Genomic DNA, 22,121 nt, shown 5'->3' on the forward strand with positions numbered 1-22,121 from the left:
ACCGGGCATTTGCAGTATACTCCCGCCTTTATTAAACACCCGGACGCCGCCTCAGCGACGCGGTGTCCTAAAAGTAAGGTATCCCGGTGAATATTCAGGCTCTTCTCTCAGAAAAAGTCAGTCAGGCCATGATTGCAGCAGGCGCGCCAGTCGATTGTGAAGCGCAGGTTCGTCAGTCAGCAAAAATTCAGTTTGGCGACTATCAGGCTAATGGCGTGATGGCAGTAGCGAAAAAACTGGGCATGGCGCCGCGACAACTGGCCGAGCAGGTTCTGTCTCACCTTTCTCTCGACGGGATTGCCAATAAAGTTGAAATCGCCGGTCCTGGCTTTATCAATATTTTCCTCGCGCCTGAGTTTCTCGCCTCGCAGGTAGATGCGGCGCTGAAATCCGATCGCCTGGGCGTAACAAAACCGCAGCCGCAAACCGTGGTTATCGATTACTCCGCGCCGAACGTGGCGAAAGAGATGCATGTCGGCCATCTGCGCTCCACCATCATTGGCGATGCATCAGTTCGTACGCTGGAATTCCTCGGCCATAACGTGATTCGCGCTAACCATGTCGGTGACTGGGGCACCCAGTTCGGCATGCTGATTGCCTATCTTGAGCTGCAACAGCAAGAGAATGCTGGTGAAATGGCGCTGGCCGATCTGGAAGGTTTTTACCGTGAAGCCAAAAAACATTATGACGAAGACGCGGCATTCGCTGAACGCGCACGCGCTTACGTGGTGAAACTGCAAGGCGGCGATGAATATTGCCGCGAGATGTGGCGCAAGCTGGTCGATATCACCATGAGTCAGAACCAGAAAACCTACGAACGCCTGAACGTGACGCTGACCCGTAAAGATGTAATGGGTGAAAGCCTGTATAACCCGATGTTACCGGGCATCGTTGCGGATCTGAAAACCAAAGGTCTGGCGGTCGAGAGCGAAGGCGCGACCGTGGTATTCCTGGATGAGTACAAAAACAAAGAAGGCGAACCGATGGGCGTCATCATCCAGAAAAAGGATGGCGGCTATCTGTACACCACCACGGACATCGCCTGCGCGAAATACCGTTATGAAACGCTGCATGCCGATCGCGTGCTCTACTACATCGATTCCCGTCAGCATCAGCACCTGATGCAGGCCTGGACCATCGTGCGTAAAGCCGGTTATGTGCCGGATTCCGTGCCGCTGGAACACCACATGTTCGGCATGATGCTCGGCAAAGACGGCAAGCCGTTCAAAACCCGCGCGGGCGGTACGGTGAAACTTTCCGATCTGCTGGATGAAGCGCTGGAACGCGCGCGCCGTCTGGTGGCTGAAAAGAACCCGGATATGCCTGCCGACGAGCTGGAAAAACTGGCCAACGCGGTCGGTATCGGCGCGGTGAAATATGCGGATCTGTCGAAAAACCGCACCACCGATTACGTTTTCGACTGGGACAACATGCTGGCCTTTGAAGGCAACACCGCACCGTACATGCAGTACGCTTACACCCGCGTGCTCTCCGTATTCCGTAAAGCGGGTATTGAAGAGAGCGTACTGGAAAACGCACCGGTGGTGATTGGCGAAGAGCGTGAATCCCAGCTGGCAGCGCGTCTGTTGCAGTTCGAAGAAACCCTGTCCGTCGTTGCCCGTGAAGGTACGCCGCATGTGATGTGCGCCTATCTGTACGATCTGGCGGGTCTGTTCTCCGGCTTCTACGAGCACTGCCCGATCCTCAGCGCGGAAAACGACGAAACCCGTTTAAGCCGCCTGAAACTGGCCCTGCTGACGGCAAAAACGCTGAAACTCGGTCTGGATACGCTGGGTATCGAAACCGTAGAGCGTATGTAATCCCTTCCGTTTTTAGCCATAAAAAAACCCCGGCCAGCCGGGGTTTTTCATTTATCGCTTTTCAGAAATATTTGCGCAGATACTCCGTCAAACAGAGCATCGCCATCGCCTGCCCGTATGGCATTGAGGTCAGCGGGATCTGGCGATAAAACGCCAGATTACTGCCCATCCCGGTGCCGAACGACACCTGCAATAACTCCCCTTCCGGCGAAATATTTCCCACAATCGCTTTCACCGCTTTTTCCGCCACATCCGTGTAATCGGTGCTGATATAACGCTTACGCAGCGCTTTCAGAATGCCATAGGCAAATCCGGCGGTTGCCGAGGCTTCCAGATAAGAATCTGGATCGTCGAGCAGCGTATGCCACAACCCGCTTTCATGCTGGCACTTCGCCAGCGCGGCGATTTGCGCATTCAGCACCTGGAGCAGATAACGGCGCACCGCATTGTTTTCCGGCAGATCGACAAGCTCAAGGAAATCCGGGATAACGATGGTCAGCCAGCTATTCCCGCGCGCCCAGCGCGCGTTGGCAAAATTGTGGTGACCGTCATAATTCCAGCCGTGGAACCACAGCCCGGTTTCCCTGTCCATCAGGTTCTGCACATGCAACAGAAACTGATACACCGCCTCTTCCACATAGTCTGGCCGGTTGAGCAATTTGCCGATTTTCGCCAGCGGCAGCACGGTCATCATCAGCGTGTCGTCCCACATCTGCTGGTGGTTCTCCTCCGCCAGCGTAATGTGCTGCATGCCGCCGCAGTCGGTGCGCGGCATCTCGTTCATCGCCCATTCGGCCCAGCTTTCCAGCCATGGGAGATAAGTCGGGTTACCGGTTTCTTCATAGCGATACGCCAGCGTCAGGAACGGTGCCATGGTGTTGACGTTTTTAGTGGTTGCGCCTTCTGCAAAACGGTCGGCGAACCAGTTATCAATCACCTCGCGCACACCCTCTTCGCCGGTCTGGCGATAATACTGATACATCCCGTACAGACCCACGCCGTGCGTCCACTCCCAGCCAGCCCAGCCTTTAGTATCAATCACGCGCCCATCGTCGAGACGGAGTAAAAACTCACCGGTGTTGTCGTGAATATTGACCAGGTTATGCGTCACCTTGCGGATCAACGCTTTCAGTTCATCACGGGCGATAAAACGCTCTGGCTGACGCAGTAACGGGCTGTGTTTGACAGGCCAAACCTTCATATTCTTAACCTCAGTTATAAGTCGATTTCAGTGACGCGTCTTTCAGCGATGGCGCGGCAGGTTTATTGCGATTCAGATAGCCAATGTTGTTGTTGCCCCACAAGGATTCGTAAGGCATGCCCGCCAGCATTTCGACGGTTTCGCGCGCTTGCGGAGTGATACTTTCTGGCATCGCGCGGCCGCTCTGGCGCATTTTGGCCGTTTCTTCACGCAGCACGCTGTGGGTTTTCAGGTTCAGCTTGAAGCGTAAGGAGACGAGGAAGCCGCAGCACAGTACCGCAATGGTGCCAAAGCACATGATCATCAAAATGGTGTGGCTCACTTCTGGCACCTGGGTTTTCTGCCCGGAGACAAAGCCAGACGCCTGCATCACAATCCCCACCAGCATCACCGCACCGGCCTGCGAGGCTTTACGGGTCAGCGTCATGATCCCGGCGAAGATCCCTTCACGGCGCTGGCCGGTGACCACTTCGTCAATATCCGCAATGTAGGTGTAGGTGTTCCACGGTACGTAGTTGATACCACCGCGTCCCAGACCGGCAACGGCGGACACCAGCAACAGCAGCGAATAAACATCGCTTAAACCGGCGTAGTAGAGCACGGCATAAGAGGCGGCGCTCAGACCGAACAGCACCACCACCATGCGGTATGACGGTGCAGGTCCAAAGCGGATGCACAGCGGTATCATGGCAATCACCGCGATGAACTGGAAAATCGCCATCGTGCCCAGCAAGTTGGAGGCCAGCGATGCTTCCTGCATCAGCACGAACACCACGTAATAGGTGAACACCGCGTTAAATACGTCCTGCGCGATATAACCGCCGAGGTACATCCCAAGGTGCTGGCGGAAAATCTTGATACGCAGCGTAGAGCTGAGTTCAACAAACAGGCGGCGCAAACTTTGCCCAAGCGTGAGGCTCTTTTTCTCTTCCTCCGCGCGCAGCGCCGCTTCAGTCCACTCTTCGCGCGGACGCTCCCAGGTAAAACACCAGACAAACGTCAGCATCAGCGCACAGAGCACCGAGAACACCAGGCTTGCGTAGAAAAAGGAGACCGGGTTGTCTTTACCAAAGTGTGACAGCAGGACGCCCGGCAGGAACGAGGCCAGAATAGCCGACATCTGCGCCATGGAGATACGCGCGCCGGAGAATTTGGTTTTCTGTTTAAAGTCGTCAGTCATTTCCGGCACCAGCGTTTCGTACGGCACCAGAATCATGGTGTAGACCACATCAAACAGCAGATACGTCAGCAGGTAATACCAGAAACTCATGTCCCCTACCCACATTATTGAGTAGCTGAACACGCAAGGGATACCTAACAAAATAAAGAACTTACGTCGACCGAAGCGTTTACCAAGCCAGGTCGAACCGAAATTATCGGTTAAAAAGCCCATCAGCGGACTGACCACCGCATCCAGCACCCTTGCTGTCGCGAAGATAAATGTCGCTTCAATCGGCGTCAGGCCGCAAAAGGTCGTATAGAAATAGAGTAACCATGCTGCGGTTAACGCGGTTGTGCCCGCACCCAGAAAATCGCCCGAGCCATAGGCGAGATAATTAGCCAATCCAATTTTTCGTGTTTTCATTGCCGTCAACCCTGTTTATTTTGGGGGACCTTTGACGATCCGGCTTAGCCAAAGGAATTTCTTACACGGCTAAAGTAAGAGGATGTGCAACGGGAAACCTTTCTGTTTCTGCCATCAAAATTACGTGGCTGGCAAAAATGCAAAGAGTGCCGATACGCGCTTCACTGATTTATAAAACAGCGTTTCTGTTGCATCAAAAGGAGCGGTCAAAAATGCGGGGCGGATAGCAAAATCCCGCCAGTGCGGCGGGATTTTCGGGCAAAAAACAAGCTAACTCATTGAAGCGAAGCGGTTAGTTTTGCTGAGTGGGTTGACGGTAATTGACCAGCACTTTGTTACTACGAACGTCCAGCGGCGGCCATAACCGTCCACCGCCGGGCACTTCCCAGACAAAACGCAGCGATTCGAGTGCCGGAACATCGGTAAAGCCGCGCGTGGTGCCACTCTGCCCATCCAGCTCGACACAGCGAGCCTGAGAACAGAGCCGAACCACTAACCCGGCAGGCGTTGGGCCATTTAATTCATAGCGCCACGAGACATCCGTCATCAGCCCGTTTACCGGCTGCGACGGGCCCAGCGGTCGTGATGAAGAGACCACGCCGCGGTTATCCAGCCGGATACCGATACTGCTGGCCTGCCACATGCCTTCGCCAATGCCGTTTCCGGCCGCGTGGGCAAACAGCGGCAAGGCCACCAACCAGGCAAGATAACGCATTATTTGCCTCCGATAGTCGCAGTCATACGGATGCTGCGGTTATCCGACATTTCCATGTTCGACAACACCACCAGTTGCGGCAGGCTGCGGCGCAGGAAGCGTGCCAGCAGTGGACGCAGCGCATGGTTAACCAGCAACACCGGCGGCGCACCCAACATTTCCTGGCGCGTTAACGCCTCCTGAGTTTGTTCCAGTAAGCGATCGGCAAGACCCGGCTCCAGACCGCCACCGCCCTGCAATGCCTGCAACAGCAAACGTTCAAGCGGCGTATCAAGACCAATCACCTGCACTTCATCATTACCCGGGAACCACTGCTGGGTAATGGCGCGTCCCAATGCCACGCGCACTACCGCCGTGAGTTCGTGCGGATCGGTTTGCAGCGGCGCATGCTCGGCCAGCGTTTCGAGAATGGTGCGCATATCGCGGATTGGCACTTTTTCGGCCAGCAGGTTTTGCAGCACTTTGTGCAGCGTGGTCAGCGTGACGACGCCCGGCACCAAATCTTCGGTCAGCTTCGGCATCTCCTGGCTCACCCGGTCAAGCAGTTGCTGCGCTTCCTGGCGACCAAACAGCTCCGCCGAGAATTGACCAATCAGGTGGTTAAGGTGTGTTGCCACTACGGTACTGGCTTCCACAACGGTGTAGCCCTGGATCTGCGCCTGTTCTTTCAACGCGCTCTCAATCCAGATAGCGGCCAAGCCAAAAGCCGGGTCCACGGTTTGCTCACCCGGCAGCGTGCCCGCCGCCGTGCCTGGGTTAATCGCCAGCCAGCGCCCCGGATAGGCCTCGCCGCTACCAATTTCCACCCCTTTCATCAGGATGCGGTAACGGGCTGGTGGCAGATCCATATTGTCGCGGATGTGGACAACAGGCGGCAGGAAGCCCATATCCTGCGCGAATTTCTTACGAATACTGCGGATACGGCCTAACAGTTCGCCATCCTGCTGGAAGTCCACCATCGGGATCAGGCGATAGCCCACTTCCATACCGAGGGAATCTTCAAGCTGCACATCGTTCCAGGTGGCTTCCACCGCCTGGGTGTTTTCCGGCAGCTTCATCGGCGCGGCTTCAGCAGGAGTGGCCTGGTCTTTACCACGCAGCCACCAGGCAAGACCGAGCAGCGCGGCGGTAAACAGCAGGAACACAAAGTTCGGCATCCCCGGCACCAGCCCCAGCAGGCCGAGTACGCCGGCGCTGAGCATCATCACGCGCGGATTGCTGAACAACTGGCCAACCATCTGCTGACCAACATCCTGATCGGTGCTGACGCGGGTGACGATAACGCCCGCCGCGGTAGAGATAACCAGCGCCGGGATCTGCGCAACCAGACCGTCACCGATGGTCAGCAGGGTGTAACTTGAGGCCGCATCGCCCATCGACAGACCATGTTGCAGAACGCCCACCAGCAAACCGCCGATGACGTTAATAACCATGATCAGAATACCGGCGATGGCGTCGCCGCGAACGAACTTACTCGCACCGTCCATCGAACCGTAGAAGTCCGCTTCTTGCGTCACTTCAGAACGGCGGCGTTTCGCTTCATCTTCACCGATAATCCCGGCGTTGAGATCGGCGTCAATCGCCATCTGTTTACCGGGCATCCCATCGAGTACGAAACGCGCGCCCACTTCGGCGATACGCCCCGCACCTTTAGTGATAACCATAAAGTTGATGATAACGAGGATGACGAACACCACGATACCGATGGCGAAGTTACCGCCAACGAGGAAGTGACCGAAGGCTTCAACTACCCGCCCTGCCGCCGCCGATCCCGTATGCCCTTCCATCAGGATAATACGCGTCGAAGCGACGTTCAGCGCCAGGCGCAACAAGGTGGTAAACAGCAGAATGGTCGGGAATGCGGCGAATTCCAGCGTGCGCTGGGTGAACATCGCCACCAACAGCACCATGATGGAAAGTGCGATGTTAAAGGTAAACAACAAGTCGAGGATAAACGCCGGTAGCGGCAGCACCATCATCGACAAAATAAGCAAAATGAGCACCGGCCCGGCGAGAACCTGCCATTGGGTCGATTTCAGATTGCTGGGTAGACGCAGCATTGCTACCAGATTAGCCATCAGTGTCCTTCTCGTTCAAAAAGTCCAGCGCCTCAGGCACCGGGAGATTCTCAGGTTTAACAGGTCGTTGCCCGCCGGACAGACGCCAGCGTTTCAACTGCCATACCCACGCCAGCACTTCGGCAACTGCCGCATACAGCTGGCCCGGGATTTGCTGACCAATTTCAGAATGGCGATAGAGCGCACGCGCCAGCGGTGGCGCTTCGAGGATCGGCACACGGTTCTCCGTCCCCAGCTCACGAATACGCAGCGCAATCATTCCCGCGCCTTTGGCCACCACTTTCGGCGCACTCATCTTATTCTCGTCATATTGCAGTGCGACGGAGTAGTGCGTCGGGTTGGTGACAATGACATCTGCTTTTGGCACATCGGCCATCATGCGACGGCGCGCCGCTGCACGCTGCATCTGACGGATGCGGCCTTTAATGTGCGGGTCGCCTTCGCTCTGTTTAAATTCGTCACGGATGTCCTGGCGGGACATGCGCAGTTTTTTCAGATGGCTGTAGATCTGCCAGAAAACGTCAAACCCCACCATCGGGATAATGCTCAGCGCCACCAGCATCGCGCACAGCCCGGCCAGATTGAGGGCGCTCGCCATAGCGGTCAGCGGCGATTCGCTCATCAGGCGCATCATATCCGGCCAGTGGTGCCATAAAAAAAAGCCCGCGACGCTGCCCATCAGCAGCGCTTTCATCAACGCTTTCACCAGCTCCGCACCCACTTGCGCAGAGAACAAACGCCCCAACCCGCTGAGCGGGTTGAGCTTGGAAAACTTAAACTCCAGCGATTTGGTGCTGAACACCAGCCCGCCCAGCATCACCGGCGCGACCAGCGCGATGATCACCACGCCCGTCAACAGCGGCAACATACCGAGCAGCACGTTTTTTAACATCACGATGATCTGCCCGAGGATCAGGTTCTGGTCACTGATAATCTTGTGGTCAAAACGCAGCCCGGATGAGAGCGCCATCGATAACCTGCGACCAAACGCTTCACCGCCAAACCACAGAATGCCGATACCGACCAACATGATCAGTAGCGATGTCAGTTCTTTGGATCGGGGGACTTGCCCTTCTTCGCGCGCCTTCTCTAGTCGGTGCGCTGTGGGGGCTTCTGTTTTGTCGTCGTTGTCTTCAGAGGCCACGGCCAACACATCCACGGGTTACAGGTTTGATGACATATTGCCAGAGTCAAGCCTGTCCAATGGGCAGAGTAAGGCATAAAAACAGAGGGTTTTCGCCATTTGAGGTGTCGCCTGATGTTCAACCCCGCCAGCTGAAACGCAGACCAAACGGCAACGCTAGTGGGAAAACCCTGCCTAAAGCCCATTTTTTATCGACATATCCTGATTATTAACCGCAGAACAGAAATGCCAGCGCTCTCCTTTATAATGGTCAGCTTCGCGTATTTATCGGCACGGACGTTTTTTATGCCACGACACCTGGACAGAATTTCGCATACGGCAATTTGCATCGCGGCGTTTGTTAGCTATTACAGCCTCTTTTATCTGGCTTTTTTCATCCCCGGTTTTATGACGCTTTATCGAAATGGCCTTGCCGTGCCGTTTCTCTGCACCGCGCTGTTATTGCCTTGTTCACTGCTACTCTGGCGCTATTACGCGCGCCATTTTGAGGGGCTATTACCCGTTGGCACACTGGCACTGCGTAACCTAACGGTGCCACTGCTGGCGCTGGCGGTGATGCTGGTGATGGAGAAATTGTTTCAGCAGCCCGAACCCTGGCTTGATTCGCTGCGTGATTACACCGGGTTGACCCGCTGGGCGTGGATTTTAACGGCGTGCCTGGTGGCACCCGTAAGTGAAGAGATTATCTTCCGCGGCTTTTTACTCAATGCCAGCCTGGGATGGGGAAAAGCGCCGCAGCAAGTGGGGATTGTGCTGACCTCACTGCTGTTCGCCGTCATCCATATGCAATATCACGCGCCCATCACCTTTATTCAGCTCTTTATTTTTTCTGCGGTGTTATGTGTGGTCAGGCTCGGTACGGGCGGCTTGATTGTCCCGATGGTGTTGCATGCGCTGGCGAACACCTTCTCAATGGGGGATATTTTCCTGCAATAAAAAAAGGGAGGGTTTCCCCTTCCCTTTTCCTTGTCAGACACGCGCCTTCAGGCTGGCTGAAAGCGCGTGTACTGAGACATCAGAAACCCAGACTGTCGAGCAAGTCGTCGACCTGATCCTGGCTTGCCACTACGCCCGCTTTGGTCGCGTCGAGTTGTGGGCCATTGAGCAGGCTGTCGTTTTCACGCTTCGGCCGTGCGGACTGTTCCGGGATGTTCTCCAGCAGCACCATCAACAGCTGACGTTCGATCTCCTGGATAACATCCATCATGCGTTTGATAACCTGACCGGTGAGGTCCTGGAAATCCTGCGCCATCATGATGTCCAGCAACTGGGCGTTGGTGAAGCTGGTGTGCCCCGGAATTTCGCCAAGGAATTTGCGCGTATCGGTCACCAGTTCACGCGCATCCGCCAGTTCGATCGGGTTTTCAAACCACTCGTCCCAACGTTTGCTCAGCGCTTTCGAGCCTTTTTCCATCTCATCCTGGTGCGGCTGAGAGGCTTCAACGCTGTTAAGCGCGCGTTCTGCCGCTTGCGCGGTCATCTGCACAACATAATCCAGACGGTCACGCGCGTCCGGAATCGCTTCCGCAGCTTCGGCAATCGCCTGGTCGAGACCTAATTCGCGCAGGCTATCACGCAACATACGCGTCAGGCTGCCAATCCGGGCAATGATGTCGCTGGGTGAATGTTCGTCCGCTGGTTTAATTGAAGGTTGAATCATTAGCCAGTCCTCACATGCCAAGTTTCTCGAAGATCTTACCGAGTTTCTCTTCCAGGGTTGCAGCGGTAAACGGTTTCACCACGTAGCCGCTCGCGCCGGCCTGCGCCGCCGCGATGATGTTCTCTTTTTTCGCTTCTGCTGTAACCATCAGCACCGGCATGGAAGCCATATTGCTGTCGGCACGAATCGTTTTCAGCAGTTCCAGACCGTCCATGTTTGGCATGTTCCAGTCAGAGATAACAAAACCGAAGCCACCCGTCTGCAATTTGTTTAACGCATCAACACCGTCTTCTGCTTCTTCAACGTTGTTAAATCCCAGCTCTTTTAGCAGGTTACGTACAATTCGACGCATGGTGGAAAAGTCATCCACGACCAAAAACTTAAGCTCTTTATCCGCCATAAAAAATTACTCCTGGTTCAAATACGTATCGCCTGTCCGGCACTGATTTTTGCCAGCATCTGCTGGCTTACCTGGCTAAGATCGACCACTTCGCTGACGCCACCCATATTGATGGCCTCACGCGGCATGCCGAACACCACACAACTTGCTTCATTTTGCGCAATCGTCCAGGCGCCCGCCTGGTGCATTGCTAACATTCCGGCCGCGCCATCGTTGCCCATCCCCGTGAGAATCACTCCCACGGCGTTACGCCCCGCGTGTTTCGCCACCGAATTAAACAGCACGTCCACCGACGGTCGGTGCCGGTTAACCGGCGGGCCGTCATGGATCTTAATTTGATAGTTCGCCCCGCTACGCGCCAGCTCCATATGCCGATCGCCAGGTGCAATATACGCGTGTCCGGGTAATACGCGCTCACCATCTTCCGCTTCTTTGACGCTGATCTGACAGAGCTTATTCAAACGCTCAGCAAATGAGCGGGTAAAGCCCGGTGGCATATGCTGAGTGATAAGAATACCCGGACTTGAGAGCGGCAATGGCTGGAGTACATGCCTAATTGCCTCTGTTCCTCCGGTTGACGCGCCAATTACCAGCAGTTTTTCCGAGCTGAGTAACGGCCCGGCTTTCAGCATGGTCGGCGCTTCCATCGGTTTATGCGCCGCGATACGCGCGCGTGACGCGGTGCGTACCTTGTCGGCAATCATCTCGCTGTAAGCCAGCATGCCTTCGCGAATGCCAATCTGCGGTTTGGTGACAAAATCAATTGCCCCCAGTTCCAGCGCCCGCAGCGTCACTTCCGAGCCTTTACCGGTCAGTGAAGAGACCATTACCACCGGCATTGGACGCAAACGCATTAATTTTTCAAGGAAATCCAGCCCATCCATGCGCGGCATTTCCACATCCAGCGTTAACACGTCCGGGTTGAATTTTTTAATTAAATCCCGGGCAACCAATGGGTCTGGCGCCGTCGCCACCATTTCCATATCGCTGTGGCTATTGATAATTTCTGTCATGATCTGGCGCATCAATGCGGAATCATCGACGGACAACACCCTGATTTTACTCATGCTTTATCCTTACTCAGCGCATAAACTGTTTGCCCACGAAGGGTAAACTCACGCACGAGGTTGCTGAAGTTCTCCGAATGCCCGGCAAACAATAATCCGTCCGGCTTAAGCAGCGGAGCGAAACGATGCAGAATGTCCTGTTGCGTCGTTTTATCAAAATAAATCATTACGTTACGGCAAAAAATTGCGTCGAAAGGCCCCGGAACGTTGTATTGCTTATCCAGCAAATTGACCGTGGTGAAATCGACGTAGTTCGCCAGTTCCTGCCGTACGCGCACCAGCCCGGCATGCGGGCCTGTGCCGCGCATAAAGTAGCGTTGCATCTGCTGGGGCGAGAGGGTTTTCAACTCGTCCTGGCGGTAGATGCCGCTACGCGCTTTTTCCAGCACTTCTGTATCAATATCGCTGGCGAAAACTTTCCAGCGACCCGGTGCCATACCCAGCGCGTCAGCGAGGGTAATGGCAAGCGAGTACGGCTCTTCGCCTGTCGACGCCGCCGCGCTCCAGACCCGGTATTCCCCCGTGCGTTTGCGCGCATGGTCCGCGAGAACCGGGAAGTGATGAGCCTCCCGGAAAAACGCGGTGAGATTGGTGGTCAGCGAGTTAATAAACGCTTGCCACTCGGCGCTGTTCTGGTTCGCTTCCAGCATGCTCAGATAGCGGCCAAAATCATCTAGCCCAAGCGTGCGTAAACGGCGGACAAGGCGGTTGTAAACCATGTCGCGTTTATGATCCGCGAGGACAATCCCCGCACGCTGGTAGATCAATTGACATATCCGACGGAAGTGCGCGTCGGACAGCGCCAGGCGCTGTGTCATCTGTTGCAATATTGATGACGTTTGCCCGTTAGGCATGGATGATGTCATAGCGCCTTCTCAACTAGGTTCAGGATGCAACGGGCACTGCCTTAGGCGGTGCCACTTCGGGTATTGCGACATGCTCTTCAATCTTAAATACGGCCACCAGCGCGGTAAGATTATCTGCCTGGTTAGCCAGTTGGTCGGTGGCGGAAGCTGCCTCTTCAACCAGCGCAGCGTTCTGTTGTGTCACCTGATCCATCTGTGTTACTGCCTGAGCCACCTGCTCTATCCCGCGCCGTTGTTCATCGGACGCGGAGGCGATCTCGCCCATGATGTCGTTGACCTGAGTGACAGAGCGGACGATTTCCGTCATCGTCTGCGCGGCGGTATCCACCAGGGTGGATCCCTGCTGAACGCGGGAAACCGACTCTTCAATCAGGCCTTTAATCTCTTTTGCCGCCTGCGCGCTGCGGCTTGCCAGGTTACGCACCTCACCGGCGACCACCGCGAAACCCCGCCCCTGTTCACCGGCGCGGGCCGCTTCCACGGCGGCGTTCAGCGCCAGAATATTGGTCTGAAACGCGATGCCATCAATCACACTGATGATGTCGCCAATTTTCTGCGAGCTGCCGGCAATCTGCTGCATGGTACTTGCCACGCTCGATGTCTGCTGCCCGCCTTTTCTCGCCGTTTCCGCCGCGCTCTGCGCAAGTACGGAAGCCTGACGGGCGTTATCGGCGTTCTGGCTTACCGTCGACGTTAACTGCTCCATGCTGGCCGCGGTTTGCGCCAGCGACGCCGCCTGCTGCTCCGTTCGCGACGATAAATCATTGTTGCCCGCCGCGATTTCCGAGATACCGGTATGCATCGCGTAGCTGCCCTGGCGGACATCGCTCACCGTGGTGCGTAACGCAGTTTGCATCTTTTTCAGGCTGGTAAAAATCGCCGAGATCTCGTTACGCCCCTCAACGGCAATCGGTCGTGCCAGATTGCCTTCAGCGATGCTGTCAAAGTGGCTGCTGACCACCGCCAGCGGCTGGACAATCATCTTGCGCGACCAGAACAACGCGGCGCTGGTCAATAACGCGGCAAGAATAACCACCACGACAAAAATCACCGCCGAGCGATGATAATTACTTTCACCATCCGCTCTCGCCTGTTCAGTAAAGTGGTTAATGTGTTTCTCCCACGCACTGAAACTGGCATCAAACTTATCCTGCGACTCCTGCACCGGCGCGGTCATAAAGTCCGACAGCTGGTTGTTTTCAAGCCAGGTCGCCTGGTGCTCCAGGTCACCGCGCCAGGCGGTGTAACTGGCCTGCGTGATTTCCTGTAATTTTTTGCCTTCCGGTGTCATCACCTTCAGGCCAAGAAACTCTTTTTCTACCTCTGCCGACTGCTTGAGGCTGGCTTTCGCCTGGGTCATCAGCGCCTTGATGTCATCCGGCGGATAACTCAGCGCCGTTAACGTCCCGGCTTTGTTCAACGCGGTGCTGGCCTGAAGCAGCGTGGCCCGCATCTGCATTAATGCGCTGCGCTGGTGATTACTGTTTTCTACTTCTTGTAAGTGTGAAGTGCTCTCTTTAAATGCCCAGAAAGACAACCCGTTACTGCCAACCTGTAAAATGCCACACACGATCAAAATCAAAAAAAGTGTTGTCGAGATGCGAATACGATTTAACATTAACGCCCCATCTGGCGGAAAAAGTCCGCGGTTAAGAACTGCTAAAATGTTTCCCAGTTATCCTCTTGTCCGGTTACAAGTTGGCGACTCCGCGCCGGGGTCTGAGCGCTGCCTGCTGCCGGAGTTGTAGCACGCGACGCCGGTTTGCCGGATACAGAAGAAAGGCGGAAAGCAGATACCGCCTGCGTCAACAAACTGGCTTGTTCTTCTAAAGCGGCCGCTGCGGCTGCCGATTGTTGTACCAGTGACGCGTTTTGCTGCGTGACGCGATCCATTTCGGATACCGCCAGCGCAACCTGATCGATGCCGCGGCTCTGTTCATCAGAAGCCGAGGCGATCTCACCCATAATGTCGTTCACCCGGGTTACCGCGTTAACGATGTCCGACATCGTCTCCCCTGCGCTCTCCACCAGCACAGAACCGGTATCGACACGGGAGACAGAATCTTCAATTAAGCCTTTAATTTCTTTCGCCGCCTGCGCACTGCGGCTGGCAAGATTGCGCACTTCTCCGGCGACCACGGCGAAACCACGCCCTTGTTCACCGGCGCGGGCCGCTTCCACCGCGGCGTTCAGCGCCAGGATATTGGTCTGGAAAGCAATGCCGTCAATCACACTAATAATATCGGCAATTTTTTGCGAACTGCCCGCAATGTCGTGCATGGTTTTTACCACGCTGTTGACTACTTTACCGCCGCGCTCTGCCGTTTCCGACGCACTCTGCGCCAGCAGTGCAGCCTGACGGGCGTTATCGGCGTTCTGTTTCACCGTGGCGGTCAACTCTTCCATACTGGCGGCGGTCTGCTCGAGCGCGGACGCCTGCTCTTCGGTACGGGACGAGAGATCGTTGTTGCCGGCGGCGATTTCACTGGTACCGGCGTAAATGGCATCTGAACCCTGGCGAACGTTGGTCACCGTTTCGATCAGCGCGTTCTGCATATGGTCAACGCTCTGCGCCAGCTCGGTCATTTCACTGCGACCAGCAATGGTCAGCGAATGTGTCAGGTTGCCACCGGCGATTTCACGGATGTGGGCAATGACCGACGACAACGGCGACAGCAGAATACGGCGAATGCCATACCAGACCCCGGCCAGCACGATCACCAGCGCCAGCGCCAGGATCGCCATCTGCCATTTGGCAAAATTGTAATCACTGACACTCTGTTCCCAGGCATTGCGATACAAGCCTTCACTCAAATCCGCGTATTTCTTCATCGCATCGCCAAGGGCGTTTTGCATCCCCTGCGTCGGCTGCGCCATAAAGCCGTTAATATTGCCGGCTTCAAGGAACTGCACCAGTTCCGCCAGCGCGGCATTGTAGGTGCGGTATTTCTCATCCAGCGTCTGGCGCGCGGCGTCAGTTTCCGGCAGCGATGGCAGCGCGCGGAAGGCATCGTAATGTTTTGCCGCATCGGCAAGCGACGCTTTCGCGCTGTTCAGCAAATCGGTTTTCGCACTGCTCTGCTGGTTGCTCGGATCCAGCAACATCCGCGCCGAGGAACGGCTCAGGTTGATACGCGTTTGCAGCATCAACTCCCAGGCTTTACCTAATTCCGTCTGTTGCATGCGCAGGTCATTGGAGACCGCAAAACTTTGCTGGTTTTGCTTAAGCGACGAAAAAAACAGGCCACCAGAGACAAGCTGCAACAAGGCAAAGACCACCAGCACGCTCATAAGCAGAGTAACGACGCGGATACGGTTCAACATGCAACACCTTCTTGATAAGTTCTTAACGGTGTTATCGGCATGCGGCCACGGAACTTTACATTTGCGAAAGGGAATTAAATTATGACTTAAAACGCGATATCCACAGTTAATGTATCACTATATGTTCCCCCCGGCGGCGTGGTCTGCGACGTCAAAATTTGCGCGGTGTAATTGTAGGTTCGCAGCAGGCCATCGGTGCTCACCTGCGATGAGACGCCGCTTGACCAGCGCTCCGCACCGGCGCTGCCCCAGCGGTTGGTGGTTGCCCCTTTGTAAATCTCATAACTGAGCCGGTTGCTGCCGCTGGCCATATTCCGTGCGCTGCCGTTGTAGTAGCCGCCGTTGTTGATGCCGACGGTGTAAACCATGCCTTTCGTACAGGTGATGGCAACAGATTGCGAAATGGTCGGGAAGTTGCGCACCAGCGGCGCGCTGCCAAAATTAACGTTCGGTGCACTGATGGTGGTGCAGTCGTTGGTGATGGTGCCGTTGACCTGCAGGCTGGTGGTCGCCGTGCCGGTTTGTGCTGTCGAACAGAACCCTAAAATCCCCACCGAGCAGACGTTATACGCGACGCTAAAATTGAGCGTCACTGTATAAGGCCCGGCGCTGACGTTTTGCCCCGGTACGGTGAGGAAATAGAGCGGCAAGGTATAGGTTCGGGTACCCAGCAACGCCAGCAAGACGGCACCGCTCCAGGTGTAGCTGTTACCACTGATAGTCGCTTCGCTATTATTTGCGCAGTTGGCCTGGCCGCAGACACGGAGCGGGATCACATCCGTCACGGCGGCATTATCAGACCGTTTCATGACGCCCCGGTTCGAGGCGGTGGCGCTCGCCCCGGTCACCGTCAGGGTAATCGAGTCGTTGGTGAGCAGGTTGAGCGCCGCGTCGCAGCGCACAATCAGGCTGGCGGTGGTGTTTTGCGCCGAGGCGTTAAGCACAAACGACGTCACCGTGCCGAACGCACCACTGGTCGTGCTAACCGTACAGGCCGACCACGCTGACCCGCTGCTCAGGAGTAATAAAAGAAGAAATAGCCGACGCATCAGGGGTTCCTCCGGCAGGTCAGTGGCCCGTAGGTTTGCAATTTATGATCAGGATTGGCGAGCAGCGTGAAGCGGGTGTCGCAAGTTTTGCCATCCGGCAAACGGACATGCAGCGCATTGGCTTCATCCAGATTTTCCAGCCACGCAATGCCGTCATAGCCGACAATGGCCGTGGCTTTACCCGCCCGGTCAACTTCGCTGGCAAGCGGAATGGCTTCGCCGTTTTCATCATGCAGGATCACGCTGGCGACGCGCTCCTGCACCATCGGAAATTCCACCAGATAGCCACTGCGCCGACGCAGCGAAATTTTGCGCTCGGTATCTTTCAGTTGCGTATCCGCCGGTAAGTTCAGCGTATTAATGCTGTAACTGGCCGGGTAATAGGCAGATACCCCGCTCACGAGCAGATAGCCATCACGGTTGGTTTCACCTACCGGCTGATTTTCATAGTTCACCGGCACACCGCCGTGACCGCCGGTGCTGATCAGCGCAAACGCGTCATTGATGCGGTTGGCGGCAAATAGCTGGCCATCCATCAACACCAGCGACCCCAGCGCTTCGCCCCACCATGTCAGCATGTCGCTTTCGCCGTAACCGCCGCCCTGCAACTCGACATTGTTATTGCGCCAGCCCAGCGTGCCTTGCTGGTAATTTTTCGCCTGCGACTGGTGCGCAAAAGCCATGTTCCAGCTAAAACCGCCATCGGTCGGCATGGCGTGGTTATAGTTGATACGCTCGGTGGAGCCGTAATCGGGGGTTCGCTCCATACTCACCGCTGCGCTATCCATGTCGCCAATCGGTATTTGCAGCGACAGGGCAAATGTCCAGTCGCCCTGCTGGTTATCACGGCTCGCCGCCAGATAAAGGCTACTGCCGCCCCACAGATTACGGCTCCAGGAGAGGTTGAGCAGTTCCGTCTTTTTATTATCAAAGCTGCGTACACCGATCCATGCCGCGCCCACGTTGCCGAAATCGCCCATATTAACCGTCAGCGCATATTGATCCGTGTTGCGGCTCAGGCTGGCGACAGGCCGCTGCCCGTTGCTTTGCTCGTTGTTGTAGAGGTTGCGCTGGTCGTAGAGCGCCAGATTGCCAAAGCCGCGATCGCGTCGGCTGTGCTGCGTATTAACGCTAAACAGGCGGGTATTGTACTGATACCCCCAGGCAAGCTGGCTGCCGTTATCGCCAGACATGCGGCTTTGCGTCCATGCCCCGTTCACCACGCCAAGCCGCCCGAGTTTCAGCACCGCGCCCGCGCCGCCCAGCGTCAGAGACTGCGCCGCTTCGCCATGCCCTTCGAGGGTGAAATAATCGCTCACTCCATAGCGATACGATGCGCTGGTCACCAGCGTCCCGTAGTCAATATTCTCGACGCCGTAATTGCGCCGCAGCGCCCCCACGGTAATCGCTCCGTCGCTTAAGCCGGGTTTGAGCAAATCGCTGGCGACATAAAAAGGCAAGGTGGTGCTGACCTGGCGCCCCAGCGCATCCGTGGTAACCAGCACGGCATCCCCCGCGCCGTTGATATAGGGCATATTGGTCAGCGTGAAGGGACCCGGTTGTAACTGCGTGTTCCCGGCGCGATAGCCGTTAATAAACACATCCACCGAGGTCGGTACTGCCGCTTCGCCGGAAAACGCGGGCAGTGGCCAGGTGACCAGATCCGGGCGCAGGGAGAAGTCGCGCCCGTAACTGACGCCGCCGATACGCACACTGCTGCTCCAGGTTAATGCATCGGAAATAACATCGCCCACGCTCCACTGCGTGGCGTCATCTTCATCGGTAAACGTGAGGGTGGTGTCATAACGCATATACCCTTCCTGCTGCCTGAGGCTACCGGAAAGTGTCTTACGCAGTGCACCGGTTGAGGAGAGCACGCCGTTGCCGTTGAAGTAGCGAAACTCATGCCACAGCGCCGCCTGACCGCCGATGTGTTCGGTGGTGCTGGTGTAGACATCGTAATTGAGTAACGCGCCCTGACCATATTTCGGTGTCGTGCGCCGCAGACCCGAGTTAAACGCCGTAGCACGCTCCGGCACCCACTCACCGGGCACCGAGAGCAGCAGACGCTGACCCGCGCTGTCATAATCGGCGCGCACATTCGCCAGTGCCGACACATTGACCTCCCCTTGAGGTAGATGCCCAGCAGGCAGCCCGGCCTGCAGGAGATCGGCGCTGGAGACAAAAAAAGCGTTCTGCCGCCGGGTCACGGGCACCACCCGCCGGGTATCGTAATGGTTAATCACCAGGCTTAAATGGTATACAGCGTGCTCGTTGATGGCGTGCGCATCGGGCGGCGGCGGGAGCATATCATCGCCCTGTTGTGCCCGTGCTGAACTCGCCAGCAGCATAAAAGTGACCGTTAAAATCAGTTGCCCGCGGACGACTGCCATTCGCTTTCCCTGGCATTGATCGTCGCCTTCATTTCCACTGGATTACTGATACCCGCGGGTAGCGGCCAGCTACGCACACTGTGCGGCAGCACATAACCGAGTAGTCCCTCGGCAACCTGTCGCGTTTGCCCGCCTTGCCGCACGCTGACTTTGCTTAAACGGACATGGACATCACCATTGTTACGCACTTCCAGGGCCGGTTTGCCGTTTTCCCGGCTCACCCGCCAGTGTAAATCTTTGGTATCTACCAGCGCATGATGCGCGCCGCTGGTGTGAGTTTCGATGCCGGTGCCATAAACAAAGAGCGGAATCGAGTAGCGCATTTGCAGCTTGAGGCCAATCTGCGGTTTGTCGCTGTTTTCCGGCTGCGGGATCTCATCAACGATGATGCGATAAGCCTGTTCGACACCCGCCGGGATTGACGCCTGCTTGATCAGGCGAATCAGCTGTTTACTCTCTTTTTCGATTCTCACAATCGGTGGGCTGGCAACGATCTCGTTTTGTTGCTGGTAGCGTTCAAGCCCCTTTTCCTGCTGCCAGCGGACAATGCGCACCTGCATGGTGGTGGGCGCTTCACCCTGGTTCTGGATCCATAATTCGGTCGCGTTGCTGGTGGCGCTGAGCCACGGATCGATGGGCCAGAGCAGAATAGTGGCCGCCGCAAAAACGTTGCCCGCGCTAAGCGTCAGCGCACAGGTACACAGCACGCCCGCCGCGCGACCCGTCGAAATGACCTTCATCGCCTTCTCCCTTGTTACCATGACAATGTCACAGTGAGTTGATCGGTATAGGTTCCCGCCGGGCTGAACCCGGTTAGCTGCGCCGCACCGAAAATCGCCAGCGAGATAGTGTTGCTATTGTTGTAAGCGACAGAGACGGCCTGGTTAACGCCGATCTCGGTATTTGCCGCCAGCGTGCTGCTGGTATAGAGGCGATAAGGCACGCGATCTGTACCGCCGCTGCGTTGCATGTTGCGCACGTTTGCGTAGTTCTGCCCGCCGTTGATACTCATACTCAGCGCCACGCCGGGCGTGCAGCCCAGCGAGAACGACGCGCCAGGCACGAAACTGGCGGTGACCTGCCCGCTCTGCACGCCGCTGCGGGTGCCAAAATTGAGTGAGCCGAGTGCCCCGCCGCTGCCGCTCACCACTGAACAGCCAGGCGCGATGGTTGCGCCCACGGTGAAGGTTTGCGTCGTCACCGCAAAGGCACCCTGCGGGGCCATCATCGCGAACAAGAGCAGCCCAGAAATGACGCGCAGAGATCCCCGGTTCCCCCGCAGGGAAACGCGCATGCCGCCTGGCATCATCTGGGGAGGTTTAGTACGTCACGCTCACATTGATCGTATCGGTATAGGTACCCGGTACGACGCTAACGCTGTTGCCACCGCCGGAGATCCGCCCATAGAGCGTGTAGTTATCGACACCACCGGTCGTTGAAGCGCGAGGAATGTTGGTGTTGTTAGTGATGACGTTGCTGAAGCCGCTATCGCTATAAAGGCTGTAGGCAACGCCTTGCGTGGTATTGGCCGCATTGACCAGGTAACGGGCAGGCGTTCCCGGTGTGCCGACCACGGTGCCCGGCGCGGTAGAGTTGGTGTTGCCGGTTACCTGCACGGTGTAATCGGTTGTCGTACATTGAATACCGAAACTGTTACCGCCGCTTGCGTTGGTGAGTTGGGTGGTGAGCTGTGAAAACGTTGCCGGATGCGTACCAAAATCAAGCGTACCAAAGTTGATCCCGTTCTGGCTTGGCGAGCCATTAATCAGACAGCCGTTAGTCAACGTCAGGGTCGCGCCAATCGTCCCGCTACTGGTGACCGCACGCGCATTTTGCGCGGCCATTACCACAACACCACTTACCAGCACATAAAGTAATTTTCTGTTCATGTTTCCACCTCCGAAAATACCGCGTGCTGTTTATTTCACCGCGCAATTAATTAGCCACCGAAATAAGAAAAACACGCAAACAATTAAAGCAGGAATAACAGAAATTTAGTTTACGCTGCGCGCTTCAACCACTTAAACGCAACGGTGTGAGAGCAATAAGCAGGTGATGGTTTTATGCCTTCAAATCATTGAGTTAGCCAATAATTAATGGCTAATCCATTAATTTCCCGAAAGATATATACCTTTAGTTGTGATAAACATCACAATATATGACCAGCCGTAACGAGAAGTAAGAGAACTTTATGAAATAGAAATTAAGCGGGGATGAAGGATATATATTATAGCGGCAGAAAAAGAACAAAAATAAAGGCGGATGAAGCAGCTTCATCCACCTTTATTATTACGCGACTGGCGTGATTATTACGCTACGTGCGTGGCAGCGATATCCAGCAGCGCCATTTCTTCGCTGTTGAGCAGTTTCTCAATGTTTACCAGAATCAGCATACGGTCGCCGAGCGCGCCGAGGCCGGTCAGGTATTCGGTCGACAGCGTGACCGCGAATTCCGGTGCCGGGCGGATCTGGTCAGATGCCAGCGACAGGACGTCGGAAACACCATCAACCACAATCCCCACCACGCGCTGACCGAGATTCAGCACGATAACAACCGTGTTGTCATCATACTCGACATCGCCCTGGCTGAACTTCACGCGCAGGTCGACAATCGGCACAATCACACCGCGAAGGTTGGTGACGCCTTTGATAAAGTCGGGGGTATTGGCGATTCGGGTCACCTGATCATAGCCACGAATTTCCTGCACTTTGAGAATATCGATTCCGTATTCTTCATCGCCCAGAGTGAAAACCAGGAACTCCTGACCTGATGGCTCGCCCGCCAGTTTTGCTACATTACTCATACCGGTCATGTTTTA

The 22,121-nt window shown here is 55.8% G+C and carries 19 protein-coding genes; 2 read left to right on the forward strand and 17 right to left on the reverse strand.

Annotated elements, in window-relative coordinates; translation table 11 throughout:
• Nucleotides 1-86: 86 nt before the first annotated feature.
• On the forward strand, nucleotides 87-1,820 hold the full coding sequence (gene argS, locus H650_RS04340; protein WP_020454135.1) for an arginine--tRNA ligase: 1,734 nt from the start codon (nucleotides 87-89) through the stop codon (nucleotides 1,818-1,820).
• A gap of 61 nt (nucleotides 1,821-1,881) precedes the next feature.
• On the opposite strand, the gene bglB is transcribed toward argS, so the two are convergent.
• From bglB to flhB, 5 genes are all read right to left on the reverse strand, one after another.
• Nucleotides 1,882-3,021: a beta-galactosidase BglB gene (gene bglB, locus H650_RS04345; RefSeq protein ID WP_020454136.1), complete on the reverse strand. Its 1,140-nt coding sequence runs from the start codon at nucleotides 3,019-3,021 to the stop codon at nucleotides 1,882-1,884.
• Nucleotides 3,022-3,031: 10 nt separating this feature from the next.
• Nucleotides 3,032-4,606 carry an MFS transporter gene (locus tag H650_RS04350; protein ID WP_020454137.1) on the reverse strand — a complete coding sequence of 525 codons (1,575 nt, stop codon included), beginning with the start codon at nucleotides 4,604-4,606 and terminating at the stop codon, nucleotides 3,032-3,034.
• A gap of 292 nt (nucleotides 4,607-4,898) precedes the next feature.
• Nucleotides 4,899-5,321 carry a flagellar protein FlhE gene (flhE, locus tag H650_RS04355; protein WP_020454138.1) on the reverse strand — a complete coding sequence of 141 codons (423 nt, stop codon included), beginning with the start codon at nucleotides 5,319-5,321 and terminating at the stop codon, nucleotides 4,899-4,901.
• Nucleotides 5,321-7,399 carry a flagellar biosynthesis protein FlhA gene (gene flhA / locus H650_RS04360; RefSeq protein WP_020454139.1) on the reverse strand — a complete coding sequence of 693 codons (2,079 nt, stop codon included), beginning with the start codon at nucleotides 7,397-7,399 and terminating at the stop codon, nucleotides 5,321-5,323. Before flhA ends, flhE begins: the two co-directional genes overlap by 1 nt.
• Nucleotides 7,392-8,543, reverse strand: coding sequence for a flagellar biosynthesis protein FlhB (gene flhB, locus H650_RS04365; RefSeq protein ID WP_044489677.1), 1,152 nt, complete (start codon nucleotides 8,541-8,543; stop codon nucleotides 7,392-7,394). The genes flhA and flhB overlap by 8 nt, the downstream gene beginning before the upstream one ends.
• Nucleotides 8,544-8,828: 285 nt before the next feature.
• Between flhB and H650_RS04370 the strand changes: the two genes are divergently transcribed.
• Entirely contained in the window at nucleotides 8,829-9,479 is a 651-nt protein-coding gene (locus H650_RS04370; protein WP_020454141.1) for a CPBP family intramembrane glutamic endopeptidase, read from the forward strand.
• A 79-nt stretch (nucleotides 9,480-9,558) separates the two neighbouring features.
• On the opposite strand, the gene cheZ is transcribed toward H650_RS04370, so the two are convergent.
• The 12 genes from cheZ to cheW all read right to left on the reverse strand — a co-directional run bounded on the left by cheZ (nucleotide 9,559) and on the right by cheW (nucleotide 22,115).
• Complete coding sequence (cheZ, locus tag H650_RS04375; RefSeq protein WP_020454142.1) at nucleotides 9,559-10,203, reverse strand: protein phosphatase CheZ; 645 nt, start codon at nucleotides 10,201-10,203, stop codon at nucleotides 9,559-9,561.
• Nucleotides 10,204-10,213: 10 nt separating this feature from the next.
• Nucleotides 10,214-10,603, reverse strand: coding sequence for a chemotaxis response regulator CheY (gene cheY, locus H650_RS04380; RefSeq protein WP_007371559.1), 390 nt, complete (start codon nucleotides 10,601-10,603; stop codon nucleotides 10,214-10,216).
• A gap of 17 nt (nucleotides 10,604-10,620) precedes the next feature.
• Nucleotides 10,621-11,670: a protein-glutamate methylesterase/protein-glutamine glutaminase gene (locus H650_RS04385; RefSeq protein WP_020454143.1), complete on the reverse strand. Its 1,050-nt coding sequence runs from the start codon at nucleotides 11,668-11,670 to the stop codon at nucleotides 10,621-10,623.
• Nucleotides 11,667-12,536, reverse strand: coding sequence for a protein-glutamate O-methyltransferase CheR (gene cheR, locus H650_RS04390; protein ID WP_017458307.1), 870 nt, complete (start codon nucleotides 12,534-12,536; stop codon nucleotides 11,667-11,669). The genes H650_RS04385 and cheR overlap by 4 nt, the downstream gene beginning before the upstream one ends.
• 19 nt (nucleotides 12,537-12,555) lie before the next feature.
• On the reverse strand, nucleotides 12,556-14,154 hold the full coding sequence (gene tap, locus H650_RS04395) for a methyl-accepting chemotaxis protein IV (protein ID WP_020454145.1): 1,599 nt from the start codon (nucleotides 14,152-14,154) through the stop codon (nucleotides 12,556-12,558).
• 41 nt (nucleotides 14,155-14,195) lie between these two features.
• Nucleotides 14,196-15,860: a methyl-accepting chemotaxis protein II gene (gene tar, locus H650_RS04400; RefSeq protein ID WP_020454146.1), complete on the reverse strand. Its 1,665-nt coding sequence runs from the start codon at nucleotides 15,858-15,860 to the stop codon at nucleotides 14,196-14,198.
• 86 nt (nucleotides 15,861-15,946) lie between these two features.
• Nucleotides 15,947-16,909 carry a Csu type fimbrial protein gene (locus H650_RS04405; RefSeq protein WP_020454147.1) on the reverse strand — a complete coding sequence of 321 codons (963 nt, stop codon included), beginning with the start codon at nucleotides 16,907-16,909 and terminating at the stop codon, nucleotides 15,947-15,949.
• Nucleotides 16,909-19,302 carry a fimbria/pilus outer membrane usher protein gene (locus tag H650_RS04410; RefSeq protein WP_020454148.1) on the reverse strand — a complete coding sequence of 798 codons (2,394 nt, stop codon included), beginning with the start codon at nucleotides 19,300-19,302 and terminating at the stop codon, nucleotides 16,909-16,911. Before H650_RS04410 ends, H650_RS04405 begins: the two co-directional genes overlap by 1 nt.
• Entirely contained in the window at nucleotides 19,278-20,042 is a 765-nt protein-coding gene (locus H650_RS04415) for a fimbrial biogenesis chaperone (RefSeq protein ID WP_020454149.1), read from the reverse strand. Before H650_RS04415 ends, H650_RS04410 begins: the two co-directional genes overlap by 25 nt.
• Nucleotides 20,043-20,056: 14 nt before the next feature.
• A complete protein-coding gene (locus tag H650_RS04420) occupies nucleotides 20,057-20,530 on the reverse strand; it encodes a Csu type fimbrial protein (RefSeq protein ID WP_044489678.1) in 474 nt (157 codons plus the stop codon).
• 91 nt (nucleotides 20,531-20,621) lie between these two features.
• Nucleotides 20,622-21,191 carry a Csu type fimbrial protein gene (locus H650_RS04425; protein ID WP_020454151.1) on the reverse strand — a complete coding sequence of 190 codons (570 nt, stop codon included), beginning with the start codon at nucleotides 21,189-21,191 and terminating at the stop codon, nucleotides 20,622-20,624.
• Nucleotides 21,192-21,611: 420 nt separating this feature from the next.
• Nucleotides 21,612-22,115, reverse strand: a complete 504-nt coding sequence (gene cheW / locus H650_RS04430; protein ID WP_007371553.1) for a chemotaxis protein CheW — start codon at nucleotides 22,113-22,115, stop codon at nucleotides 21,612-21,614.
• Nucleotides 22,116-22,121 lie beyond the last annotated feature (6 nt).

The organism is Enterobacter sp. R4-368 (assembly GCF_000410515.1).
In the GTDB taxonomy this organism is placed as follows: domain Bacteria; phylum Pseudomonadota; class Gammaproteobacteria; order Enterobacterales; family Enterobacteriaceae; genus Kosakonia.